The 20,514-nt window shown below is 60.7% G+C and carries 21 protein-coding genes, 1 tRNA gene and 1 pseudogene; 8 read left to right on the top strand and 15 right to left on the bottom strand.

Features of this window, described 5'->3' with window-relative positions:
• Positions 1–103: 103 nt before the first annotated feature.
• The 5 genes from AB4N80_RS03515 to AB4N80_RS03495 all read right to left on the bottom strand — a co-directional run bounded on the left by AB4N80_RS03515 (position 104) and on the right by AB4N80_RS03495 (position 4,312).
• Entirely contained in the window at positions 104–1,336 is a 1,233-nt protein-coding gene (locus AB4N80_RS03515) for a methyltransferase (RefSeq protein ID WP_305469278.1), read from the bottom strand.
• Positions 1,317–2,006: an ABC transporter permease gene (locus AB4N80_RS03510; protein WP_122565229.1), complete on the bottom strand. Its 690-nt coding sequence runs from the start codon at positions 2,004–2,006 to the stop codon at positions 1,317–1,319. The genes AB4N80_RS03515 and AB4N80_RS03510 overlap by 20 nt, the downstream gene beginning before the upstream one ends.
• On the bottom strand, positions 2,003–2,698 hold the full coding sequence (locus AB4N80_RS03505) for an ABC transporter permease (RefSeq protein WP_122565230.1): 696 nt from the start codon (positions 2,696–2,698) through the stop codon (positions 2,003–2,005). Before AB4N80_RS03505 ends, AB4N80_RS03510 begins: the two co-directional genes overlap by 4 nt.
• A gap of 77 nt (positions 2,699–2,775) precedes the next feature.
• Complete coding sequence (locus AB4N80_RS03500) at positions 2,776–3,525, bottom strand: ABC transporter substrate-binding protein (RefSeq protein WP_122565231.1); 750 nt, start codon at positions 3,523–3,525, stop codon at positions 2,776–2,778.
• Between the two features lie 13 nt (positions 3,526–3,538).
• A complete protein-coding gene (locus AB4N80_RS03495; protein ID WP_014336086.1) occupies positions 3,539–4,312 on the bottom strand; it encodes an ABC transporter ATP-binding protein in 774 nt (257 codons plus the stop codon).
• Positions 4,313–4,689: 377 nt separating this feature from the next.
• Here AB4N80_RS03495 and AB4N80_RS03490 point away from each other — a divergent pair, with 377 nt between their 5' ends.
• A complete protein-coding gene (locus AB4N80_RS03490; protein ID WP_122565232.1) occupies positions 4,690–5,127 on the top strand; it encodes a flagellar hook assembly protein FlgD in 438 nt (145 codons plus the stop codon).
• Between the two features lie 9 nt (positions 5,128–5,136).
• Here AB4N80_RS03490 and AB4N80_RS03485 read toward each other — a convergent pair whose 3' ends face one another.
• The 10 genes and pseudogenes from AB4N80_RS03485 to AB4N80_RS03440 all read right to left on the bottom strand — a co-directional run bounded on the left by AB4N80_RS03485 (position 5,137) and on the right by AB4N80_RS03440 (position 13,862).
• Complete coding sequence (locus AB4N80_RS03485) at positions 5,137–5,583, bottom strand: hypothetical protein (RefSeq protein WP_122565233.1); 447 nt, start codon at positions 5,581–5,583, stop codon at positions 5,137–5,139.
• A 40-nt stretch (positions 5,584–5,623) separates the two neighbouring features.
• A complete protein-coding gene (locus AB4N80_RS03480) occupies positions 5,624–7,858 on the bottom strand; it encodes an ATP-binding protein (protein WP_354338019.1) in 2,235 nt (744 codons plus the stop codon).
• On the bottom strand, positions 7,855–8,460 hold the full coding sequence (locus AB4N80_RS03475; RefSeq protein ID WP_122565235.1) for a biliverdin-producing heme oxygenase: 606 nt from the start codon (positions 8,458–8,460) through the stop codon (positions 7,855–7,857). The genes AB4N80_RS03480 and AB4N80_RS03475 overlap by 4 nt, the downstream gene beginning before the upstream one ends.
• Before the next feature lie 193 nt (positions 8,461–8,653).
• Positions 8,654–9,010, bottom strand: a pseudogene (locus AB4N80_RS03470) (DUF1016 N-terminal domain-containing protein); the annotation flags it as partial.
• A 200-nt stretch (positions 9,011–9,210) separates the two neighbouring features.
• Entirely contained in the window at positions 9,211–9,618 is a 408-nt protein-coding gene (locus AB4N80_RS03465; protein WP_460080696.1) for a hypothetical protein, read from the bottom strand.
• Positions 9,619–9,679: 61 nt separating this feature from the next.
• A complete protein-coding gene (locus AB4N80_RS03460) occupies positions 9,680–10,009 on the bottom strand; it encodes a DHCW motif cupin fold protein (protein WP_122565237.1) in 330 nt (109 codons plus the stop codon).
• Positions 10,010–10,125: 116 nt separating this feature from the next.
• A tRNA-Phe gene (locus AB4N80_RS03455) sits at positions 10,126–10,201 on the bottom strand.
• Between the two features lie 102 nt (positions 10,202–10,303).
• Complete coding sequence (locus AB4N80_RS03450) at positions 10,304–10,576, bottom strand: oxidative damage protection protein (protein WP_122565238.1); 273 nt, start codon at positions 10,574–10,576, stop codon at positions 10,304–10,306.
• A complete protein-coding gene (mutY, locus tag AB4N80_RS03445) occupies positions 10,573–11,640 on the bottom strand; it encodes an A/G-specific adenine glycosylase (protein ID WP_305469290.1) in 1,068 nt (355 codons plus the stop codon). The genes AB4N80_RS03450 and mutY overlap by 4 nt, the downstream gene beginning before the upstream one ends.
• Positions 11,637–13,862 carry an AsmA family protein gene (locus tag AB4N80_RS03440; protein WP_122565240.1) on the bottom strand — a complete coding sequence of 742 codons (2,226 nt, stop codon included), beginning with the start codon at positions 13,860–13,862 and terminating at the stop codon, positions 11,637–11,639. The genes mutY and AB4N80_RS03440 overlap by 4 nt, the downstream gene beginning before the upstream one ends.
• Before the next feature lie 479 nt (positions 13,863–14,341).
• On the opposite strand from AB4N80_RS03440, the gene AB4N80_RS03435 reads away from it, so the two are divergent.
• From AB4N80_RS03435 to AB4N80_RS03405, 7 genes are all read left to right on the top strand, one after another.
• Positions 14,342–16,003, top strand: a complete 1,662-nt coding sequence (locus AB4N80_RS03435) for an OFA family MFS transporter (protein WP_122565241.1) — start codon at positions 14,342–14,344, stop codon at positions 16,001–16,003.
• Positions 16,004–16,290: 287 nt separating this feature from the next.
• Entirely contained in the window at positions 16,291–16,884 is a 594-nt protein-coding gene (gene hisB / locus AB4N80_RS03430) for an imidazoleglycerol-phosphate dehydratase HisB (protein ID WP_003186751.1), read from the top strand.
• On the top strand, positions 16,884–17,522 hold the full coding sequence (gene hisH, locus AB4N80_RS03425; RefSeq protein WP_024619262.1) for an imidazole glycerol phosphate synthase subunit HisH: 639 nt from the start codon (positions 16,884–16,886) through the stop codon (positions 17,520–17,522). The genes hisB and hisH overlap by 1 nt, the downstream gene beginning before the upstream one ends.
• Entirely contained in the window at positions 17,522–17,776 is a 255-nt protein-coding gene (locus AB4N80_RS03420) for a DUF2164 domain-containing protein (protein WP_122565242.1), read from the top strand. The genes hisH and AB4N80_RS03420 overlap by 1 nt, the downstream gene beginning before the upstream one ends.
• A gap of 42 nt (positions 17,777–17,818) precedes the next feature.
• Positions 17,819–18,556, top strand: a complete 738-nt coding sequence (gene hisA / locus AB4N80_RS03415; RefSeq protein ID WP_014336098.1) for a 1-(5-phosphoribosyl)-5-[(5-phosphoribosylamino)methylideneamino]imidazole-4-carboxamide isomerase — start codon at positions 17,819–17,821, stop codon at positions 18,554–18,556.
• Between the two features lie 9 nt (positions 18,557–18,565).
• Positions 18,566–19,336 (top strand): imidazole glycerol phosphate synthase subunit HisF, encoded by a 771-nt coding sequence (gene hisF / locus AB4N80_RS03410; RefSeq protein WP_003196830.1) that lies wholly within the window; start codon positions 18,566–18,568, stop codon positions 19,334–19,336.
• A gap of 63 nt (positions 19,337–19,399) precedes the next feature.
• Entirely contained in the window at positions 19,400–20,146 is a 747-nt protein-coding gene (locus AB4N80_RS03405) for a substrate-binding periplasmic protein (RefSeq protein ID WP_122565243.1), read from the top strand.
• The last annotated feature ends 368 nt before the right edge of the window (positions 20,147–20,514 follow it).

Raw genomic sequence — 20,514 nt, 5'->3', positions numbered from 1 at the left:
CCATGTGAACAAAAAATGACCAATGCTGATTCGGTCAGGAAATCACGGATTTCTGGGATCCGAGTTTATTTCATCAACAGAGTTATCCACAGGCTATTTCGTCTCAGTAACGCTCTGCCAGCAACAACAGATTGCGTGGCGTCAGCGGTGTTTCGCAGAAGGTGCCGAGGCGAACGTCGTAGCCTTTTTGCGTGAGGAAAAGCGCCCGGTCCAGCACCAGCCAAAGCTCCAACGGCCGTCGGAAAAGGCCTCGCAGCAACTCCAGGTTGCGCACCTCGGCCAGGCGCTGGTGGCCCGCTGCTTCCAAGGCGAGCCAATCAGGCGTGCCGACTGTGGATAAGTCTTTCAGGGCCGCCAGATCGGTGCAGTACTGGGCGAAGGATTTTTCCAGCCAAACGGTGGGCAGTGACGGCGTGGGCAGGTAGTCGTCGCACCCTCTGATTTGCCGTTGCAGCAAATCGAAGCCCAGGCGCCAGGCCATGGAGTGGTCCCGTTGTCTTCTGACGCGCGCGCCGGCGGTGACGGTTTCGGTCAGGGGCAGGCTGAGATCGTCGAGCGACAGCTGTAGGGCAGAGCCCTTGGCGGCGTCGGACAGCGCTTGATAGCGCTCGGTGTTGATGCGGTTGTAACAGCACGGCGCGATAGCCAGTTGTGCACAACCAGCGGCGCTGGCCAGCTGTATCAAGCGCACATGCAGGTCACCGCAGGCGTGCAGAGCCACGGGCGTATGTTCGGGGTGGAGCGCCTGGGTGGCGTCTGCCGCTAGCACGTCTTGTTGCAGGTGCGTGGCAGGCAGGCGATGGCGCAGGCTCAGTTGTTGGCCGCTGGCGACCAGTGCGGGGTCGTACTCCAGGCAGGTCAGTTGCTGTTCGTTGTGCAGCAGGCGTCGACCGAGATGGCCTTTGCCGGCGCACCAGTCCAGCCAGTGGGTTGGCCGGGTGGTGAAGCGCAGGCGACTGGCGAAGGCTTCGATCTGCTGCCATTTACGCCCGGGCACGTCGACGTTCAGGCGGTGGCTTGGCGCTTCGAGCGTGCTGGCAGGCAATTCTGCGACAGCGCTCAATGCGCGGGAGATTGTGGCCAATTCCGGGAAGGGCGCTGGTGCGTCTTCCATCAACCACGGCTGATGATGGTCGTTTTCCGCAGCTTCCAGCGAACGCTGGCGTAGCCATCGGGCCAATTCTGGGTGAGACGTTTCCCAAGGCAACTGCAGATGGGTGAACGGGCGCGGTTTCCACAGTGCCTGGTGCGCCGTGAGAAAAACGTCCAGTGCCGTGAAGCGGGCGAGCAATGCCTCGCCCGTCAGCAGGCCGCTGTCAGCGTCCTTGGCAGGCATCGACGCGCAACCAGCGTTCCAGCTGCTTGAAGCCTTGCACCAACACGAAGGACATCAGCAGGTAGAACATGCCAGCCGCGAAGAAGATCTCCACCGGCAGGTAGGTCCGGGCAATGATGGTGCGGGCCATGCCGGTGAGTTCCAGTAGGGTCACGGTGCTCGCCAGGGCGCTGGCCTTGAGCATCAGGATCACTTCGTTACTGTAGGCCGGCAGGCCGATGCGCGCGGCGCGGGGCAGCATGATGTAGAAAAGCGCCTTGGGTCGCGACATGCCCAGGGCCCGTGCGGCTTCGATCTCGCCCTTTGGGATGGCCTGGATCGCGCCGCGCAGGATCTCGGCGATGTAGGCGGCGGTGTGCAGGGTCATGGTGACCGTAGCGCACCAGAACGGGTCTCGCAGATACGGCCACAGCGCGCTGCTGCGCACGGCATCGAATTGCGCCAGGCCGTAGTAGACCAAAAACAGCTGGACCAACAGCGGCGTGCCACGGAAAAAGAAGATGTAGGCGTAGGGCAATGCCCGCACCTGCCACAGGCGCGAAGAGCGGGCGATGCCCAGTGGGATCGCCAGTAGCAGCCCGGCGATCACGGCGATGGCCACCAGCTCCAGGGTCAGTGTCGCGCCCTGGGCCAGCTTCGGTAGCCACTTGATGATGACGTCCCAGTTCATTGGGTGCTCCTGGTAAATCCACGGGCGGCGCGTCGTTCCAGCAGGTGCATGCCGATCATGGCGAGCACCGTCAGGCCCAGGTACATGAACGCTGCGACCGTATAGAAGGTGAACGGTTGTTTGGACACGGTCACGCCGATTTGCGCATGGCGCATGATTTCTTCCAGGCCGATCACCGAGACCAACGCGGTGTCCTTCATCAGGATCATGAACAGGTTGCCCAAGCCAGGCAGGGCGATGCGCCACATCTGCGGCATGATCAACCGGGTAAAGATCCGCCACTTCGACAAGCCCAGGGCAACACCGGCCTCACGGTGGCCCTTCGGGATCGCCAGGATCGCGCCGCGAAACACTTCGGTGGCGTAGGCGCCAAAGCACAGGCCCAGGGCAATGACCCCGGCGGCGAAGGCGTCAAGGGCGAGGTCGGGTTTGCCGAAATACTCACCCAGGGCACGCATCAGGTTGACGGTGCCGAAATAGATCAGCAGCACCCAGAGCAATTCCGGGATGCCGCGAACCAGCGTCGAATAGGTGCCGCCCAGCCATTGCAGCGGCTTGTAGGGCGAGGTCTTGGCCAAGGCGCCGAGCAGGCCGAGCACCAGCCCCAGGCAGAGGGCCGTGAGCGCCAACTTGACGGTCATCAGCGCGCCGGCGGCGAGCGCCGGGCCGAATCCGTAGAGATCGATCATCATGGGTAAGAGTTCATATCGCGGCAGGCTTTGCTAAGGGCCGGCGCTGCTGGGAGCCGCACCGGCCAGGCACGCCAGCATCAATAGATGCTGAACGGGAAGTACTTGTCGTTGATCTTTTTATAGGTGCCGTCGGCAACAATTTCTTTCAAGGCAGCGTTCAGCTTGTCGCGCAGCGGGTCACCCTTGCGCACGGCGATGCCGATCTTGTCGCCCTCTACCACCGGGTCACCTTTGAATTCGTAAGCACGGCCAGCGTCGGTTTTCAGCCAGTCGTAGTTCACGTATTTGTCTGCCAGGATTCCGTCGAGACGGCCGGAGGTCAGGTCCAGGTAGGCGTTTTCCTGAGTGTCGTAGAGTTTCAGTTCGACGCCTTCCATGTTGTCTTCCATCCAGGTGCCGGCGAGCGTGGAGCGCTGTGCCCCGATGACTTTGCCCTGGAGAGATTCTTTATCGATTTTGAAATCGACGTCTTTCGGTGCAATGAATTGCAGTTTGTTGGAGTAGTACGGGTCGGTGAAGTCCACGGCCTGCTTGCGTTCTTCGTTGATCGACAGCGAAGAAATCAGGAAGTCGAACTTCTTGGCGTTCAGGGCCGGGATGATGCCGTCCCAGTCGGAGGTGACCACTTCGCACTCGACTTCCATCTTGGCGCACAGGGCGTCGCCGATGTCTTTATCGAAACCCACGACCTGGCCGCTGGCGTCCTTGTTGTTGAACGGCGGATAGGCTGCTTCGATGCCCATCTTCAGCTTTTCGGCCGCCATGGCACTGGCCGAGAAGACCAGGCTGGCCGCTGCGGCCACGAGGAATTTCTTGTAGGTCTGCATGTGTACTGCTCCGTTAGCGGTTGCTGGACATGAATTGTTTGCAGCGCGCCGAAAGCGGGTTCTCGAAGACCTGCTGTGGCGATCCTTGCTCCTCGACCAGGCCTTGATGAAGGAACACGACTTCGCTGGAAACCTGACGGGCGAAGCCCATTTCATGGGTGACCAGCAGCATGGTGCGTCCTTCTTCGGCCAGGGCGCGGATCACACTAAGTACTTCCTGGACCATTTCCGGGTCAAGGGCGGAGGTGGGTTCGTCGAACAGAATCACCTTGGGCTGCATCGCCAGCGTGCGGGCGATGGCCGCGCGTTGTTGCTGGCCGCCAGACAGTTCGGCCGGGTAGGCGTGGCGCTTGTCGGCGATACCGACCTTGGCCAGCAGTGCTTCGGCGACTTCGACGGCTTCAGCCTTGCTCTGGCCAAGCACCCGGCGCGGGGCTTCGATGATGTTATCGAGCACGCTCATGTGCGGCCAGAGGTTGAAGTTCTGGAAAACAAAACCGATCTCGCTGCGCAGGCGGTTGATCTGTTTGCCGTCGGCGGCCACCAGCTCACCGTTCTTGGCGGCCTTGAGCTTGAGTTCTTCGCCGGCCACCAGGATCTGGCCCTGGTTGGGGTTTTCCAGCAGGTTGATGCAACGCAGAAACGTGGACTTGCCGGACCCGGAGGATCCGAGGATCGAGATCACATCGCCGTCGCGGGCGGTCAGCGAGACGCCTTTGAGCACCTCCAGCTGTCCGTAGCGTTTGTGCAAATTGCGGATTTCAAGCGCGGGCGTGGCCTGGGCCATGTGCGGTCCTCATGGTATGTGCTCCCTTGCTGTTGGCTGCCTTCCTTGGCGAGGCGGCCAAGCTAGCATGCGTCCGAATGGCAGCCAACAGCGCTACGGGCGGTAAACCGGTGATGTGCGGCAGGTTGTCGCATCGGTACAGCAGACTGTCGCGCCATCAACAACCGAACGGCCGTTTGAACCCTGTTTGCCGGTGAAAAACCCGGGGAGTCGCGTAAAAAAAGGCGCGATGGTGCCAGCTTTGGGCGGGGGTTGGAAGGGTTAACCGGATGAGCGTGCTATTCCGATTGGCATTCGACTCAACTTCCAATCGGTCTGAACATCGATGTTCATAAATCGATCAAACGAGGTGGCGTCCAATATCAGGAGTTGTGGTCATGAAGTCGCTATTTTGCCTCATCGTGTTAGGCGCGCTGCTTTTTCCCGTCATGCTCAACGCCACCAACCTCGCCCCTGTAGACAACACAGGCGTCCAGGTCCACCCCATGCAGCAGAACGGCATCACGTATCTGTCCGGCGGTATCGGCGAGGACGAAGCTCGGGCCATCGGGCAGGCCCAGGGTTACAACGTGCACATGACCTTTGCGATCGGCCCGGAAAATAAGTACGTCCCGGATGTGGACGTGACCGTGCAGAACGCATCGGGACAAACAGTGCTGACCCTCAGCGATGCCGGGCCGCTGGTTTATGTGCAACTGCCGCCGGGCAAGTACAACGTGGTGGCGACGCGCAACGGTGAGGCGCGGCGCGACACCACTGAGGTAGGCAGCGGGGCCGCACGCAACCTGGTGTTCCATTGGAACAGTGACGAATAGCCGGTCGGCTTATTCGCTGGCGGGTTCTTCCAGGGTCTGGCGATAGCGGTCCAGCGCCTCGCTGAAGTCCTTGATGAACTCCGGTGTGCTGAGCCAGCGTTGGGCGGTCTCGCGGTCCATGTCATCGACCCACATGCGGTAATCCACCAGCATGTCGGCGGCCAGGTTGGTCGCCGCCATGCTTTCGTTTTCGGCGTTTTTCAGGTCGAGCAGGCCTGGGCGTTCGATGATCATCACGCTCAGGGACGTGAGCAGCGTATCGAGCATTTCACTGCGGCTGACGGCCTCGGCTTCGCGCAGCTTGGCGAACAGTTCCAGCACGTAGACCGGTGGCTGAGCTGTGGCGTGGGCCGGGTCACCATACATCGGGATGGATTTGCGCCCGGTCATGCGGATCTGCTTGGCTTTGTCTTTGGCGCGCTTGGCGCGTTTTTGCTGTTTGTTCAGTGAGGCCATTGGGCTTCGGTTTCCAATTCGTTAGGGGACGGTGCCCGGCTCAGTCGATTTTCGGCACGGTAAAGCGGAATTCGCTGCCCTGGCCTGGCTGGCTTTCGGCGTGCAGTTTACCGCCATGGGCCTGGACAATCCCCTTGGAAATGTACAACCCCAGCCCGGTGCCGTTCGGGTTGCCTTCCTTGGTCGTCCAGTAGCGCTCGAAAACATGGGGCAATTGCTCTGGCGCAATCCCTTCACCGGTGTCGCGGACGCTGAACACGATCTCGTTACCGACGGACATCGCACTGATGCCCACCGAGCCCTGCTGCGGCGTGAACTTGATGGCATTGCCGATCAGGTTGGACAGCACCTGGAACAGCCGCTCGGGGTCGGCGTTGATCCTCAGGTTGGGTTCGGCATGGAAGGAAATGTCGATTGCCTTGGCAGTGGCCAGCGGCGTCAGTAGCGAGCAGGCGTCGTCGAAGATCTGGCTGACGTCCATCGGCTGGGGATTGATGGTGTAGCGCCCGGCATCGATGCGTGAAGTGTCTAGCAGGTCTTCCAGCAGCGTGTTCATGCGGCTGGTGGCCTGTTGCATGGTGTCGATGGCGGAAGAAATTCGCTTGGAACTGTGGGATCCGTCGGAACTGAAGGCCTTCTGCATCATGCCGCAGAGCATGGAAATGACCGTCATCGGGCTGCGCAGGTCATGGGAAACCACGGCCACCAGTTCATCGCGCGCTTGTACGGCTAGGCGCTCTTTGTGCACCTGGCGGGCCAGGTCGTTTTCCAAGGCCGAGCGGCGCAGGTCGTTGGCGGCAAACAGATCGCCATGGGTCCATTTGGCACTGATGCCGGCCATTTCGACTTTCCAGATCTCGAAAGACGTCCGGGGCCGTAGGCGCAGGCCGGTCTCGCTGTTTTCCAGGTCCAGGGGTTTTTGCGGGTCGCCGCTCCATTGGAGGGTTTGCTTCACCTCGGGGCGGAACCACAGCACGCCGTTTTCCACAGGCTTGGGCAGGTGGATCGCCAGCACGCCGCTCGCCACGTCCTGATAAGTCTGGGCAGGTGCGAAGACGCTGCTCAGGTTGTGGTGGGAAAACACGGGCTTGCCGGTTTCCAGGATCCATTTGTGCAGCTCGCGGATCTGCTCCGGTTCCGGGCACTGGCCATGGCGATGCAGTTTGTTGTTCTCGAAAATCGCCACGCCGCTGGCGCCGGTCAGGTCCATGAGCCGTTGCGGCTCGTGGGACAAGCCGTCGAATACGTTATCGCTGGATTCGGCCATGACCGCGGCGAGGACCTTGAGGTCTTCCAGCTTGGCGTCCCGTTGCCGGGTCAGTTCCAGGGCCTGCATGGCGCTGATCTGCAATGACAGCACCTGGCCGATGGTCTGGCAGGCCATGCGCATTTCATGAGGAACCAGCAGCGGCTGGCGATTGCCGCAACTGATCAGTCCCCACAAGCGTTCACCTTCCATCAGCGAGATGCTCATGGACGACAGCACGCCCATGTTTTTCATGTACTGGCGGTGGATCGGCGAGACGCTGCGCAGTGTGGCAAAACTCAGGTCCAGGGGTGCCTGGGTGTCGGGGCGCAGTTCCGGGACCAGCGGCACCGGCGCGTAGTCGGCGTTGGGGATGATCCGCAGCCAGTTGGTGCGATACAGCTCGCGGGCCTGTTCGGGAATATCCGATGCCGGGAAAAACAGGCCTTTGTAGAGCTCCATCGACGGCGCGCTGGCCTCGGCAATCACCTGGCCGTGGCCTTCTTCCTCGAAGCGGTAGATCAGCACCCGGTCGTAACCGGTCATGGCCTGGATTTCCCGCACGCTGATTTCGTACAGGGCCTGAAGGGTTTTCGCACTTTGCAGGCGTTGCAGCATGCGGCCCATGTTGGCCTCGCCGCTGACGCCTTCGGGGCGATAGTCGCTCAGATGCTGTTCCAGTTCGATGATCAGGGCGCCCTGGTGGCGATGCACCAGGGCATCAAAACGCTGCTGATTCACGACAATGGCCACGGGCGCGTTGTCGCTTTCCGGCGCGGCGCGGCAGGCGATGAGGATCGCCTCGGCCTGTTCCAGCCCCAACAGTGCATCGAGTGTCTGGCCCAACAACCTGTGGGGATCTTGCGCCATCAATTGCAGCACGTTGGCGCTGATCTGACGGATCACGAAATCGGGCTCGGACAGCATCAACAACACGCCGTGAGGTTGGATGGCCCCAGGAAAGCGAATCGGTTCGTCTGCACAATTGGCCAGCAGTTCTTCGAAGGCTTCCTGGTTTTCCGGGGTCATAACAGTACCTTTTGGCTGTCCAGCCAGTGTTCAAAATGAGAGAACGTCGCCTTGGCGGCGCGTGTGACTTCGAACACCTGGGCCTCGCCAAGGTTCCTGTCGTCCAGGTATTGGAGGAAATCCCTCCAGCGTCTGCCGGTGAGTTCGCCATACACATTGAGAAAGGCCGCGCCGCTGGAAGCATCAAGGCCGAGCTGCTCGGCCACCCTGCGCCGCAGGATCTGCCCGCCGAGGGTCGCGCCCTCCAGCACGTAGGAAACGCCGAGCGCGGCGGCTCGGGAGTCGATTCGCGGCAGTGCCTGGCAAAGGGGCAATGCCTCGATAGCCGCTTCATCCAGGCCCAGTGCCGCGAGGTCGGCCCGCAATACCGGGAGTTTGATGCGCAAGGATTGGTCCAGCCCGGTTGGAATCAACGCCAGCACATGAAGCCGTTGCTCCAGCGGCTGATAAAAACCGTAGTAGGCCGCCATCAGGCGCCGGTACAGATCCAGGTCCAACTGTTGCGAGAAAAACGGCAAGCGTTTTTCCAGGGCTACGTGCAGTTCAGCGGTTTCGGTCCGCAATGCCTGGATCAGGGAAGGGTGAGGCGCGGCCGGTGACATGCAGGATGAAGCTCATTGACTGAAGCATTGCTGGAAAAAAAGCGCATGAATATTACATGGGTTTTTTGAGTGCGCGGTCATTGGCTTTTACTCCTTCAAGTCGCTGCGCCCGATCGCCCCTTCCTCGAGGCGCGCCTGTTCACGGTCCAGCTCGTTGCGCAGTTCTTCTTCGGTGGGGAGCACCAGCTGATACTTCGACGCGTAGCAGCGTTCGATAGTGAGTCCAGCTCAATTCGTGACGCAGTGCGTCACAGATTGGAAACGCCTGATAAAAGAGGCGCATGTAGCGCAAATTTGAAGCATCAAACCCTTTCCCAAACCGCGCCGTCAACACCTTCGCCAACGACGGTAGCAACCTTGCACCATAGGCCGCCCGTTCGGCGCCGCCTTGTTCAAATTCGATGATATGCCGGCCGATCTGCCAGCAGGTTTGCACTTGGAGCGTATCGACGGCACGCAGAACCTTCTGGCGTGCCTGGCGAATCAGCTCGCCGAGTTCGTTGATCAAGGGGGCGAGCTGAGGGTCATCTTGGGGCAGCAGTGGCGTCATCGCAGTGTCCAGCCATTGAGAGGGGCAGACCGCAAGGATGCTCCGGGCGACGTTTCGATGATGCCGGACGAGGCTGATTGCTTGGGAGGAAAAATAGCTGATTGACGCAGGACGGGTATGACGCCGCCCCATGTTGGTTAACCTTGGATTGTGGAAATTATCCCCGGAGGGCGTCATCCACCGCGGTCCCGGCCAGACAGTCAGTCCTGGCCTTGTGTCAGTGCCTGGGACGCAGCCACATAGTCGGCCTGGAACTGCTTGCTTTCCACCCAATCCAGCGCGGTCTGCTCATCCGCGCCGGTGGTGAGGCGGCGGTATTCGATCAATGCGGTAATGATGAAGTCGGTCGCTTCTTCCTCACCTTCCTGCTCCAGTACCAGCGCCAGCAGGGGATGGGCCAGGAACGCTTCGCACATCGCCTTCTGGCTGACCTTTTCAGCGGCACTCATGAGTTGGAACAACTCCGTCAGGTCCACGGTTTCCAGATCAATGCGCTCGTCGTTCGGGTCCAGGAAATCGTTCGGCGCAGCAGCACGCTTAGTACGGTTCTGCTTGGCTTTCGCCTTGGCGCGCTGGCTGCGCTTGTGCTGTTTGTTCGCCGATGACATGGTCGGATTCCTGATGGATAAGGCCATCTATCCTACAGCTTCAACGCGCACGCTTCGAATCTCAATCCACTATGAAAAGCGTAGCCCCCGATGAGGTGGAGGATCGATGGGGCTCGGCCTGGTCGGCGACCTGATAGCTCATGCCGGGCTTGAGCAAAAATTGCCGACCGTCTTCGAGTTCAGTATTGAGCTCGCCCTTGAGGCAAAACAGGATGTGGCCCTTGGTGCACCAATGGTCGGCCAGATACCCGGCTGTGTATTCCACCATCCGTACCCGAATGTTCCCGAATTGTTGCGTGCGCCAATAGGCGGTTCCGGTGACGCCTTTGTGCTCGGTAGGTTCGATGGTTGACCAATCGGTGGTGCCGAAGGGGATGCCGGTGATGTCCATGTCGACTCGTTTGCCAGAGGGGAGCGGACGAATGTAGCTGAGTCGACAATGCACAGGAAGAAAATCCCAGGCAATAAAAAACCCCGATCAATTGCTTGATCGAGGTTTTCGGTATTTGGTGCCCAGAGACGGAATCGAACCGCCGACACGGGGATTTTCAATCCCCTGCTCTACCGACTGAGCTATCTGGGCAACGGGGCGCATTAAACGGGTTTTTCAGGGGGGCGTCAAGCAAGTTTTCAAAAAATATTTAACTATTACCGTCGCTTACGATTCGCCCCCGCACTGAACAGCTTATTCGGATGGCGGTACGTAGCCTTCGGCCTTGGCGTAATCTTCGCCGGAAAAGTACTTGTCCATCTCGCCCTGAAGGTATTTGCGATCTTCGGCGTTCATCATGTTCAGGCGTTTTTCATTGATCAGCAGGGTCTGGTGTTTCTGCCAGTCGGCCCAGGCCTTGGCAGAGACGTGGTCGAAGATATCTTCGCCCTTGGCGCCCGGGAACGGTGGACGTTCCAGGCCTTCGAGTTCTTCTTTGTACTTGCGGCACATGATGGTGCGGGTCATTGCAACTCTCCTGCGTTCATTACGGCGGCCGCGCGTTCGAGCAAGGTTTTGACCGGGGCGGCAAGGCCCAGGCGCGGCGGGGTGGCGAGGTTATACCAGAGCCAGTCGGCCTCGGCCACGTGATGGCCGGTTTCCCGGACCCGGACCAGCCAGGGTTCGATCGCCAACTGGAAGTGGCTGAAGGTGTGCACCAGGCCTGGCATTTCGTGTTGGCTGCCCAGTTCCAGCGAGTGCTGCAGGGCCAGGTGTTGCAGGTCGTCGAGGTCGTCGAGTTCCGGCAGGCTCCACAGCCCGCCCCATAGCCCGGTGGAAGGGCGTCGGTAAAGCAGGATCGCGCCCTCGTGGTTGGCCAGCATCGGCATCAAGGTGCGTTTTTTGGGCACCTCCTTGCGAGGCTTGGGAATCGGGTAGCGGGTTTCCAGGCCCAGCATGTGGGCCTCGCAGCCTTGCTTCAGTGGGCAGAGCAGGCAACTGGGCTTGCTGCGGGTGCAGAGCGTGGCGCCCAGGTCCATCATCGCCTGGGTATAGGCGTTGACCCGGTCTTGTGGCGTGAAGCGCTCGGCGGTGGCCCATAGCTGTTTCGCCACCTTGGGTTCGCCCGGGTAGCCTTCCTGGGCGGTGAAGCGCGCTAGCACCCGCTTGACGTTGCCATCGAGGATCGGCGCCCGCAGGCCCATGCTGATGCTGGCGATGGCACCGGCGGTGGACAGGCCGATCCCCGGCAACTCGGTGAGTTTTTCCACGTCCCGGGGAAATTCGCCATCGTACTGCTCGACGACGATTTTCGCGGTTTTCTGCAAGTTGCGCGCACGGGTGTAATAGCCCAGCCCGGTCCACAGGTGCAGCACTTCGTCCTCCGGCGCGGCGGCCAGCGCTTCGACGGTGGGCAGTGAGGCCATGAACCGGTCGAAATAGTTGAGCACAGTACTGACCTGGGTCTGCTGCAACATGATTTCCGAGACCCACACCCGATAGGGTGAGATGTCCTGCTGCCAGGGCAAGTCGTGGCGCCCGTGGCGATCGAACCAGTCCAGGACGGCGGTGGAAAATTGCTCGGTTCTCATCGCTTGAACAGCCCCTTGAGCGCGTCTTTCAGCTCCGGGCTGACCTTATCGCCGAGTTTCTCATCGATCTTGTCGCCGAGCCGGTCGCCGGCCAGTTTCGCCGCGACCTTGCCCAGCCCGTCGTTGTCCAGGCGGCAGGCCTTCGCCCCCAACTCCAGTGGGCCGCGGCAGCGCAACGGCCATTCGACGTCGACGTAGCGTTCGTTGACCTGGCAGGCCGGGTCGGGCATGTCGCTCTTATCGCCTTCGACGATGACGCCGACGCGGTAATCCATGCCCAGCACCCGCAGATCGATATCGCCGTTGCCGTTGACGCTCATGCCGGGGATGCGGACTTTCAGGTCGGGGTTGTGAGCGACGCCATTGGTGAAGGTGAGATTGCCGTTGAGTTGCTGGAACGGCGTGTCCTTGCCCCGGGGTTCGCCGCTGAGGGACTTGCGATTGAGGGTGGCAATGCCTTTGCACAGTTGCTGTTCGAGGTTGGCATTGAGCAGCACGCCATCGTTGATGACGAACCCGGCGTTGCCGTTGAGGCTGTCGATCAGAGCCTTCTGGCTATTGCCGGTGGCGGTGATCGCGCTGTTGAGCGTGACCAGGCCTTTGACCGGCGGATTCTTGCCCTGGCTTTCGATGATCTTCTCGGCAGGGACCCGGTTGATGCGGGTTTGCAGGCTCAACTGTGGGGTAGGTTGGCGCACATCCAGGGTGCCCTTGGTTTCGAAGTTGCCGCTGTACAGATCGCCCCGCAGATTTTCCAGGGTCAGCAGGCCACCCAGGCCGGTGGCCTTGAGCGCGGCGTTCTGGATCGGCAGTTTATCCAAGGTCAGTTGCCCGAAGGTCAGGTCGGCATCGAGGTCCAGCTTGCTCAGGCGCTCCACCGGAAACAGCCGATCGTTACTCCAGGCACCCTGGGTTGGAGCGCTCGGCAACGGTGTGCTGCCGGCGCCGGCCAGGGCGCTGGCTTCGGTGTTGCTGACTTCGGCCTCACGGGCCGCCTTGGAACTGTCGGCTTCGGCGGATTTTGGCGGCAGGTAGCGGTCGACGTTGAACGTGTCGGCCTTGAGCTGCACGCGCAGGGCCTGTTTGGCAAAGTCTTCCACGGCGATACGACCGCTGAAGTTGCTGTCGTCGAGCTTCAGGTTGATGTCGTTGAGTGCGACGCTGGTCGGCGTGCCGGCAATGCGGCTGGCCAATTCGACCTTGCTCAGGCTGCCTTCGGCCATGGCCGGGAGTGTCTGGCCGATGCTGTCGACAAACTTCGCCAGATCGAACTGGGCGATCGATATTCCACCGTTCAATTGCGGGGTCTTGTCGAGGTCGTTGACCTTCAGTTCACCCAGGGCGCGCAGTTGGTTGAGCGACAGCTTGATGCCGGTCCATTCGGCGACGTTGGCCGCCTTGTCCAGGAACAGTTGGCCTTGGGCGGCGAAATTCAGGGTCTTGCCCTGCAGGGGGTCGCCGGTGGCTTCGCCGGACAGTTTCAGGTCTTCGAACTTGTAGCGTTGCAGGGCCCGCTCGAAGCGCAGTTCGCCGGTCACTTCGGTGCGTACGCGCACGGCCGGCTGGTTGCTGGACAGGAAGGCGGTCAGGGTCACCGGAATGTTGGTGGAATCGTGGACCGGGCCGGTGCTCAGTTGGATGCTCTCGGCGGTGTACAGCTTGCCGGTCTGCTCGTCGGTGTATTCGACCCGGGCGTTGTTCACGGTCAGGCTGTCGATGTCCAGGCGGGTCGGCTGGGCAGGTTTTTCTGCCGGGGTGCTGGCGGGCGGGGCCGGTTGTTCGGTTGGTGCTGGGGTGTTCGCCGTCGTCGTGGAGGCTGGCGCCTTGCCGATGTCTTCCCAGTTGCCGTGACCGTTCTTGTCACGGTTGAGCCGCAGGTTCAGGCCTTCGACGCGCACATCGCTCATCTGCACTTCCCGGCGCAGTAGCGGTATCACCCGGACCGAGAGGCCAAGCATCTGCAGGTCGGCGAAAGGTTGGGTCGGGTTGGCCAGGGTCGCGACGCTGGCGTCGTGCAACTCCAGGCCCAGCCAAGGGAACAGGCTCCAGCCGATGTCGCCATTGAGGGTCAGCTCGATGTGGGCCTTGTCGCGGGCTATCTGGCGGATCTCTTCTTTGTAGTCGTTGGGATCGAACAGGTGGGTCAGGGCAAAGCCCAGGGCCACAATGATCAGCAACAGCCCGAGAAGTACCAGACCCAGGATTTTGCCGAACGCTTTCATGGGCGAATCCTTGTAGGTGAGTTCAAAATTTAGCCGGGAGTATAACGCTGTGGATTGGTGGTGGTGCGTCGGGTGCTCGTTATAAGTCCCGTCCGTAGATCAATGTGGGAGCGAGCTTGCTCGCGATAGCGGTGTGACCGTCAATGAAAATGCTGAGCGGGCGACCGCCATCGCGAGCAAGCTCGCTCCCACACAGTGGTTCTACAACGGATGGGCATGAAAGCTCCTGAAAAAATAAATCGTTAGCCCCCTACAGAAAGCCAGCAAGCGTGCGATAAGACAGATGGCACGAAAAAGGTGATATCACTTTGGTTTCTCTGCCACGATCAAATGGTAACCTTTGCCCGTTCGTCCGTCCTTCTGCGACTTGATGTCGCACACTATGGAGCTTCACCAGAAAATACAGCCATGCCTGCGTGCAATGAAGGCTGAGGGTGACGCGTGGCTGACGGACCATTCCAATAATTGGGGGATACACAATGAGCACGAGCATCACGGCGGGCGGCATCGCCGACCAGCCAGCGTTCCTCTCCAAGGAACGCATCATCGCCAAGCCCGGTTTCAACCGGTGGTTGGTTCCACCGGCCGCACTGGCCATTCACCTGTGCATCGGCATGGCCTATGGCTTCTCGGTGTTCTGGTTGCCACTGTCCAAGGCCTTGGGTGTCACCAAGCCTGTGGCCTGTGCACCGGATATGAGCTTCATCTCGCAAGTCTTTTCGTCCCAATGTGACTGGCCGATCTCGATGCTCGGCTGGATCTACACCCTGTTCTTCATCTTCCTGGGTTGCTCGGCAGCCATCTGGGGTGGCTGGCTGGAACACGCCGGTCCACGCAAGGCTGGCGTTGTATCGGCCTTGTGCTGGTGCGGTGGCCTGCTGATTTCCGCGCTGGGTATCTATACCCACCAGATCTGGCTGATGTGGGTCGGTTCCGGGGTGATCGGTGGTATTGGCCTGGGCCTGGGCTACATCTCCCCGGTGTCGACCCTGATCAAGTGGTTCCCGGACAAGCGCGGCATGGCGACTGGCATGGCGATCATGGGCTTCGGCGGTGGTGCGATGGTCGGTGCTCCATTGGCCGCGGCGCTGATGAACCATTTCGCTTCGCCGACGGGCGTGGGCGTCTGGCAGAGCTTCCTGGTCATGGCCGCGATCTACTTCGTTTTCATGATCGGTGGCGCCTTGTCGTATCGCGTTCCGCCGACCGGCTGGAAGCCTGAAGGCTGGACCCCGGCACCGAAGAAAGCCGCGAACGCGATGATCACCCATCGCCACGTTCACGTGAACGTAGCCTGGAAGACCCCGCAGTTCCGCCTGGTCTGGCTGGTGCTGTGCCTGAACGTCTCCGCCGGTATCGGCATCCTGGGCATGGCTTCGCCCCTGTTGCAGGAAGTGTTCGGCGGCAAGCTGCTCGGCAATGACCTGCCTTTCGGTCAACTGGACGCCGTGCAACTGGGCCAGATCGCGGCCATCGCGGCCGGCTTCACCGGTCTGTTGAGCCTGTTCAACATTGGCGGCCGGTTCTTCTGGGCCTCCTTCTCGGATTACCTGGGTCGTAAAAATACCTATTTCGTGTTCTTCGCCCTGGGCTTTGCCCTGTACGCGCTGATCCCGAACCTGGGTCACCTGGGCAGCGTCGCGCTGTTCGTGGCGGCGTTCTGCATCATCCTGTCGATGTACGGCGGCGGCTTCGCCACCGTGCCGGCCTACCTGGCGGACCTGTTCGGTACGCAAATGGTCGGCGCAATCCACGGTCGCTTGTTGACCGCCTGGGCTGCGGCAGGCGTGCTGGGTCCGGTACTGGTGAACTACCTGCGTGAATATCAATTGAGCATCGGCGTTGAACGTGCCGCGGCCTATGACATCACCTTGTACATCCTCGCCGGTCTGCTGGTGCTGGGCTTCCTGTGCAACCTGATGGTCCGTCCGGTCGCCGACAAGTACTTCATGACCGACGCCGAACTGGCCGCCGAACAGGCGCTGGGTCATGACAAGGGTGCTGACAGCACCACGTCGCTGGAGTGGAAAGCTGCACCAGGCACCAAGCCCCTGGCGATCGCCGCCTGGCTGGTGGTGGGCATTCCGTTGGCGTGGGGTGTGTGGGTGACCCTGCAGAAAACGGCGGTGTTGTTCCGCTAAGACCGTTGCCCGAACCTTCAAGGTAAGGGCAAACCTAGTGTGGGAGCGGGCTTGCTCGCGAAAGCGGTGTGTCAGTTGACGATGATGTCGACTGATACACCGCCTTCACGAGCAAGCCCGCTCCCACATTTGATTCTGGGTGATGGCAAAAATTGCTTGTATGGACATGTCTATCACCGACAGCCCGGGGTTCAGCCCGTCAGTGATGTCACCTCTTGTGTTTCTGTTTGCCGCTCGCGCCCCTATAATGGCTGCCTTTTTCGCCCAATGATTTTGCGGAGCTGGTGATGGCCGAACGTAAGGCGTCTGTCGAGCGCGACACTCTGGAAACCCAGATCAAAGCCTCGATCAACCTGGATGGCACCGGAAAGGCCCGGTTTGATATCGGTGTACCTTTTCTTGAGCACATGCTGGACCAGATCGCCCGCCACGGGCTGATCGACCTGGACATCGTCAGCAAGGGCGACCTGCATATCGACGACCACCACACGGTGGAGGACGTCGGTATCACCTTGGGGCAAGCCTTTACCAAAGCCATCGGCGACAAGAAGGGCATCCGTCGCTACGGCCATGCCTACGTGCCGCTCGATGAAGCGCTGTCGCGGGTGGTCATCGACTTCTCTGGCCGCCCGGGCCTGCAGATGCATGTGCCGTACACCCGTGCCACTGTCGGCGGCTTCGACGTTGACCTGTTCCAGGAGTTCTTCCAGGGCTTCGTCAACCACGCCAACGTGACCCTGCACATCGACAACCTGCGCGGGCACAACACCCACCACCAGATCGAAACCGTGTTCAAGGCTTTCGGCCGCGCGCTGCGCATGGCCGTGGAGCTCGATGACCGCATGGCCGGCCAGATGCCTTCCACCAAGGGCGTCCTGTAATGCAGACGGTCGCGGTTATCGACTACGGCATGGGCAACCTGCACTCGGTGGCCAAGGCCCTCGAGCACGTGGGCGCCGGCAAAGTGCTGATCACCAGCGATGCCGACGTAATTCGCGAAGCCGACCGGGTGGTGTTCCCCGGCGTTGGTGCGATTCGTGATTGCATGGCCGAGATTCGTCGCCTGGGCTTCGACAAGCTGGTGCACGAAGTCAGCCAGGACCGTCCGTTCCTTGGCATCTGCGTGGGCATGCAGGCCTTGCTCGATCGCAGCGAAGAGAACGACGGTGTCGATTGCATTTCGCTGTTCCCAGGCCAAGTGAAGTTCTTTGGCAAGGGCCTGCATGAAGACGGCGAGCACTTGAAGGTCCCGCACATGGGCTGGAACGAAGTGAAGCAGACGGTGGATCACCCGCTGTGGCACAACATTCCGGACCTGGCGCGCTTCTACTTCGTGCACAGCTACTACATCGCCGCCGGCAATGCGCGGCAGGTGGTGGGCAGCGGTCACTATGGCGTCGATTTCGCCGCGGCCCTGGCCGATGGTTCGCGCTTCGCCGTGCAGTTCCACCCGGAGAAGAGCCATACCCATGGCCTGCAACTGTTGCAGAACTTCGCGGCGTGGGACGGGCGCTGGTAATGGCCCGCAAGAAACCGCCGATCCTCACTCTCACGCCCGAGCAGGAGAGTGAAGCGAACCGCAAGATCCAGCGGTTCATGGAGGAGCGTTTCGAACTGGAGCTGGGTTCGTTCGAAGCGGCGGAAATTCTTGACCTGTTTACCCGCGAAATTGCTCCGCACTATTACAACAGGGCGATTTTCGATGTGCAGACGCACCTTAAAGAAAGGTTCGAAAGCATTGAAAGCGACTTGTGGGCGCTCGAGAAAAACTGATTTTCGAGCCAAGCTGAATATTCGTATTTGAAGGTTTGCCAGATGCTGATTATCCCCGCTATCGATCTCAAGGACGGCGCTTGCGTACGTCTGCGTCAGGGCCGCATGGAAGACTCCACGGTGTTTTCCGATGACCCGGTGAGCATGGCCGCCAAGTGGGTGGAGGGCGGCTGCCGTCGCCTGCATCTGGTCGACCTGAACGGCGCTTTCGAAGGGCAGCCGGTGAACGGTGAAGTGGTCACGGCCATTGCCAAGCGTTACCCGAACCTGCCGATCCAGATCGGCGGTGGCATTCGCTCGCTGGAAACCATCGAGCACTATGTCAAGGCTGGCGTGAGCTACGTGATCATTGGCACCAAGGCCGTGAAAGACCCGGCTTTTGTCGCCGAAGCCTGTCGCGCGTTCCCTGGCAAGATCATCGTCGGTCTGGATGCCAAGGACGGTTTCGTCGCCACCGATGGCTGGGCTGAAATCAGCACCGTGCAGGTCATTGATCTGGCCAAGCAGTTCGAAGCCGACGGCGTGTCTTCGATTGTTTATACCGACATCGCCAAAGACGGCATGATGCAGGGCTGCAACGTGCCGTTCACCGCTGCGCTGGCCGCAGCCACCAAGATCCCGGTGATTGCCTCCGGTGGCATCCATAATCTGGGTGACATCAAGTCGCTGCTCGACGCCAAGGCGCCGGGCATCATCGGCGCAATCACCGGCCGCGCGATCTACGAAGGCACCCTCGACGTCGCTGAAGCGCAAGCTTTCTGCGATTCGTACAAAGGCTGAGGACTGACCATGGCGCTGGCCAAACGCATCATCCCTTGCCTGGACGTGGACAACGGCCGGGTGGTCAAGGGCGTCAAGTTCGAGAACATCCGTGATGCCGGCGACCCGGTGGAAATCGCCCGTCGCTACGACGAACAGGGTGCGGACGAGATTACCTTCCTCGATATCACGGCCAGCGTCGATGGCCGCGATACCACGCTGCATACCGTCGAGCGCATGGCCAGCCAGGTGTTCATCCCGCTGACCGTGGGCGGCGGCGTGCGCACCGTGCAGGACATCCGCAACCTGCTCAATGCCGGGGCGGACAAGGTGTCGATCAACACGGCGGCGGTGTTCAACCCGGAATTCGTCGGTGAAGCGGCCCAGCACTTCGGCTCGCAGTGCATCGTCGTGGCCATCGATGCGAAGAAGGTCTCTGGCCCGGGCGAGACCCCGCGCTGGGAAATCTTCACCCACGGTGGGCGTAAACCCACGGGCCTGGACGCCGTCGAGTGGGCGAAGAAGATGGAAGGCCTGGGTGCCGGGGAAATCCTGCTGACCAGCATGGACCAGGACGGCATGAAAAACGGTTTCGACCTGGGCGTCACCCGCGCCATCAGCGATGCCCTGGGCATTCCGGTCATCGCCTCTGGCGGCGTCGGCAACCTGCAGCACCTGGCCGATGGCATTCTTGAAGGCCACGCCAGTGCGGTACTGGCGGCGAGCATTTTCCACTTCGGCGAATACACCGTGCCGGAAGCCAAGGCCTACATGGCGCATCGCGGTATCTGCATTCGCTGATCGCTGGACACCATGGCGGGCCCAAGGCACTCTTGGGCACACCATGGATTGCGGTAGTCCGACATGCTCAAACGTCTCGTTCTTGCCTTTGCGGGCGCCACGTTGCTGCTCGCAGGCACCACCCGCGCCGCCGATGCTCCGCTGGTGTTGCTGACGGAAAACTTCCCGCCGTACAACATGGCCAAGAACGGCAAGAACTTCGCCCAGGACGAGAATATCCATGGCATTGCCGTGGACATCGTCCGCGAAATATTCAAGCGCGCCGATATCTCCTACAGCCTGACGCTACGTTTCCCCTGGGAACGTATCTATAAACTCGCCCTGGAAAATCCGGGTTACGGTGTGTTTGTCATGGCGCGGTTGCCGGAGCGAGAGAAGCTGTTCAAATGGGTCGGCCCCATCGGTCCGGACGACTGGATCATGCTCGCCAAGGCCGACAGCAAGATCGCCCTCGACTCGCTGGAGCAGGCGCGCCAATACAAGATCGGTGCGTATAAGGGCGACGCGATTGCCGAGACGCTGGCCAAACAAGGGCTGAACCCGATTGTCGTATTGCGTGATCAGGACAACGCTAAAAAACTGGTCAGCGGCCAGATCGACCTGTGGGCCACCGGGGATCCCGCCGGGCGTTACCTGGCGCGACAGGAAGGGGTGGACGATCTCAAGACCGTGTTGCGATTCAACAGTGCCGAGTTGTACCTGGCGTTGAACAAAGACGTGCCTGATGAGGTGGTCGCCCGGCTTCAAAAGGCCCTGGATGAATTGCGCAAGGAAGGTGCGGTGGACGCGATCATGGCGCGGTATCTCTGAGCGCTGTCCCGCCGCCATCGCGAGCAGGCTCGCTCCCACAATGGATTTGTGGTGAGCGCTAATTCTGCAGCCAGCCCGGAAATCTGTGGGAGTGGGTTGCTCGCGAAGACGGCAGCCCATTCAACATCGATGCAAGCTGACCCACCGCTTTCGCGAGCAAGCTCGCTCCCACAATGGATTTGTGGTGAGCGCTAATTCTGCAGCCAGCCCGGAAATCTGTGGGAGTGGGTTGCTCGCGAAGACGGCAGCCCATTCAACATCGATGCAAGCTGACCCAGCGCTTTCGCGAGCAAGCCCGCTCCCACAATGGATTTGTGGTGAGCGCTAATTCTGCAGCCAGCCCGGAAATCTGTGGGAGTGGGTTGCTC

This window comes from Pseudomonas sp. H3_A02, assembly GCF_054671965.1.
The sequence above is the reverse complement of the archived record's forward strand: the minus strand, read 5'-3'. Positions and strand labels throughout refer to the sequence as shown.

What these genes read in the sequence shown, in the direction of transcription:
- AB4N80_RS03515 (WP_305469278.1), bottom strand. Translation starts at nt 1,336, where the DNA reads ATGCCTGCCAAGGACGCTGACAGCGGCCTGCTGACGGGCGAGGCATTG.
- AB4N80_RS03510 (WP_122565229.1), bottom strand. Translation starts at nt 2,006, where the DNA reads ATGAACTGGGACGTCATCATCAAGTGGCTACCGAAGCTGGCCCAGGGC.
- AB4N80_RS03505 (WP_122565230.1), bottom strand. Translation starts at nt 2,698, where the DNA reads ATGATGATCGATCTCTACGGATTCGGCCCGGCGCTCGCCGCCGGCGCG.
- AB4N80_RS03500 (WP_122565231.1), bottom strand. Translation starts at nt 3,525, where the DNA reads ATGCAGACCTACAAGAAATTCCTCGTGGCCGCAGCGGCCAGCCTGGTC.
- AB4N80_RS03495 (WP_014336086.1), bottom strand. Translation starts at nt 4,312, where the DNA reads ATGGCCCAGGCCACGCCCGCGCTTGAAATCCGCAATTTGCACAAACGC.
- AB4N80_RS03490 (WP_122565232.1), top strand. Translation starts at nt 4,690, where the DNA reads ATGAAGTCGCTATTTTGCCTCATCGTGTTAGGCGCGCTGCTTTTTCCC.
- AB4N80_RS03485 (WP_122565233.1), bottom strand. Translation starts at nt 5,583, where the DNA reads ATGGCCTCACTGAACAAACAGCAAAAACGCGCCAAGCGCGCCAAAGAC.
- AB4N80_RS03480 (WP_354338019.1), bottom strand. Translation starts at nt 7,858, where the DNA reads ATGACCCCGGAAAACCAGGAAGCCTTCGAAGAACTGCTGGCCAATTGT.
- AB4N80_RS03475 (WP_122565235.1), bottom strand. Translation starts at nt 8,460, where the DNA reads ATGTCACCGGCCGCGCCTCACCCTTCCCTGATCCAGGCATTGCGGACC.
- AB4N80_RS03465 (WP_460080696.1), bottom strand. Translation starts at nt 9,618, where the DNA reads ATGTCATCGGCGAACAAACAGCACAAGCGCAGCCAGCGCGCCAAGGCG.
- AB4N80_RS03460 (WP_122565237.1), bottom strand. Translation starts at nt 10,009, where the DNA reads ATGGACATCACCGGCATCCCCTTCGGCACCACCGATTGGTCAACCATC.
- AB4N80_RS03450 (WP_122565238.1), bottom strand. Translation starts at nt 10,576, where the DNA reads ATGACCCGCACCATCATGTGCCGCAAGTACAAAGAAGAACTCGAAGGC.
- mutY (WP_305469290.1), bottom strand. Translation starts at nt 11,640, where the DNA reads ATGAGAACCGAGCAATTTTCCACCGCCGTCCTGGACTGGTTCGATCGC.
- AB4N80_RS03440 (WP_122565240.1), bottom strand. Translation starts at nt 13,862, where the DNA reads ATGAAAGCGTTCGGCAAAATCCTGGGTCTGGTACTTCTCGGGCTGTTG.
- AB4N80_RS03435 (WP_122565241.1), top strand. Translation starts at nt 14,342, where the DNA reads ATGAGCACGAGCATCACGGCGGGCGGCATCGCCGACCAGCCAGCGTTC.
- hisB (WP_003186751.1), top strand. Translation starts at nt 16,291, where the DNA reads ATGGCCGAACGTAAGGCGTCTGTCGAGCGCGACACTCTGGAAACCCAG.
- hisH (WP_024619262.1), top strand. Translation starts at nt 16,884, where the DNA reads ATGCAGACGGTCGCGGTTATCGACTACGGCATGGGCAACCTGCACTCG.
- AB4N80_RS03420 (WP_122565242.1), top strand. Translation starts at nt 17,522, where the DNA reads ATGGCCCGCAAGAAACCGCCGATCCTCACTCTCACGCCCGAGCAGGAG.
- hisA (WP_014336098.1), top strand. Translation starts at nt 17,819, where the DNA reads ATGCTGATTATCCCCGCTATCGATCTCAAGGACGGCGCTTGCGTACGT.
- hisF (WP_003196830.1), top strand. Translation starts at nt 18,566, where the DNA reads ATGGCGCTGGCCAAACGCATCATCCCTTGCCTGGACGTGGACAACGGC.
- AB4N80_RS03405 (WP_122565243.1), top strand. Translation starts at nt 19,400, where the DNA reads ATGCTCAAACGTCTCGTTCTTGCCTTTGCGGGCGCCACGTTGCTGCTC.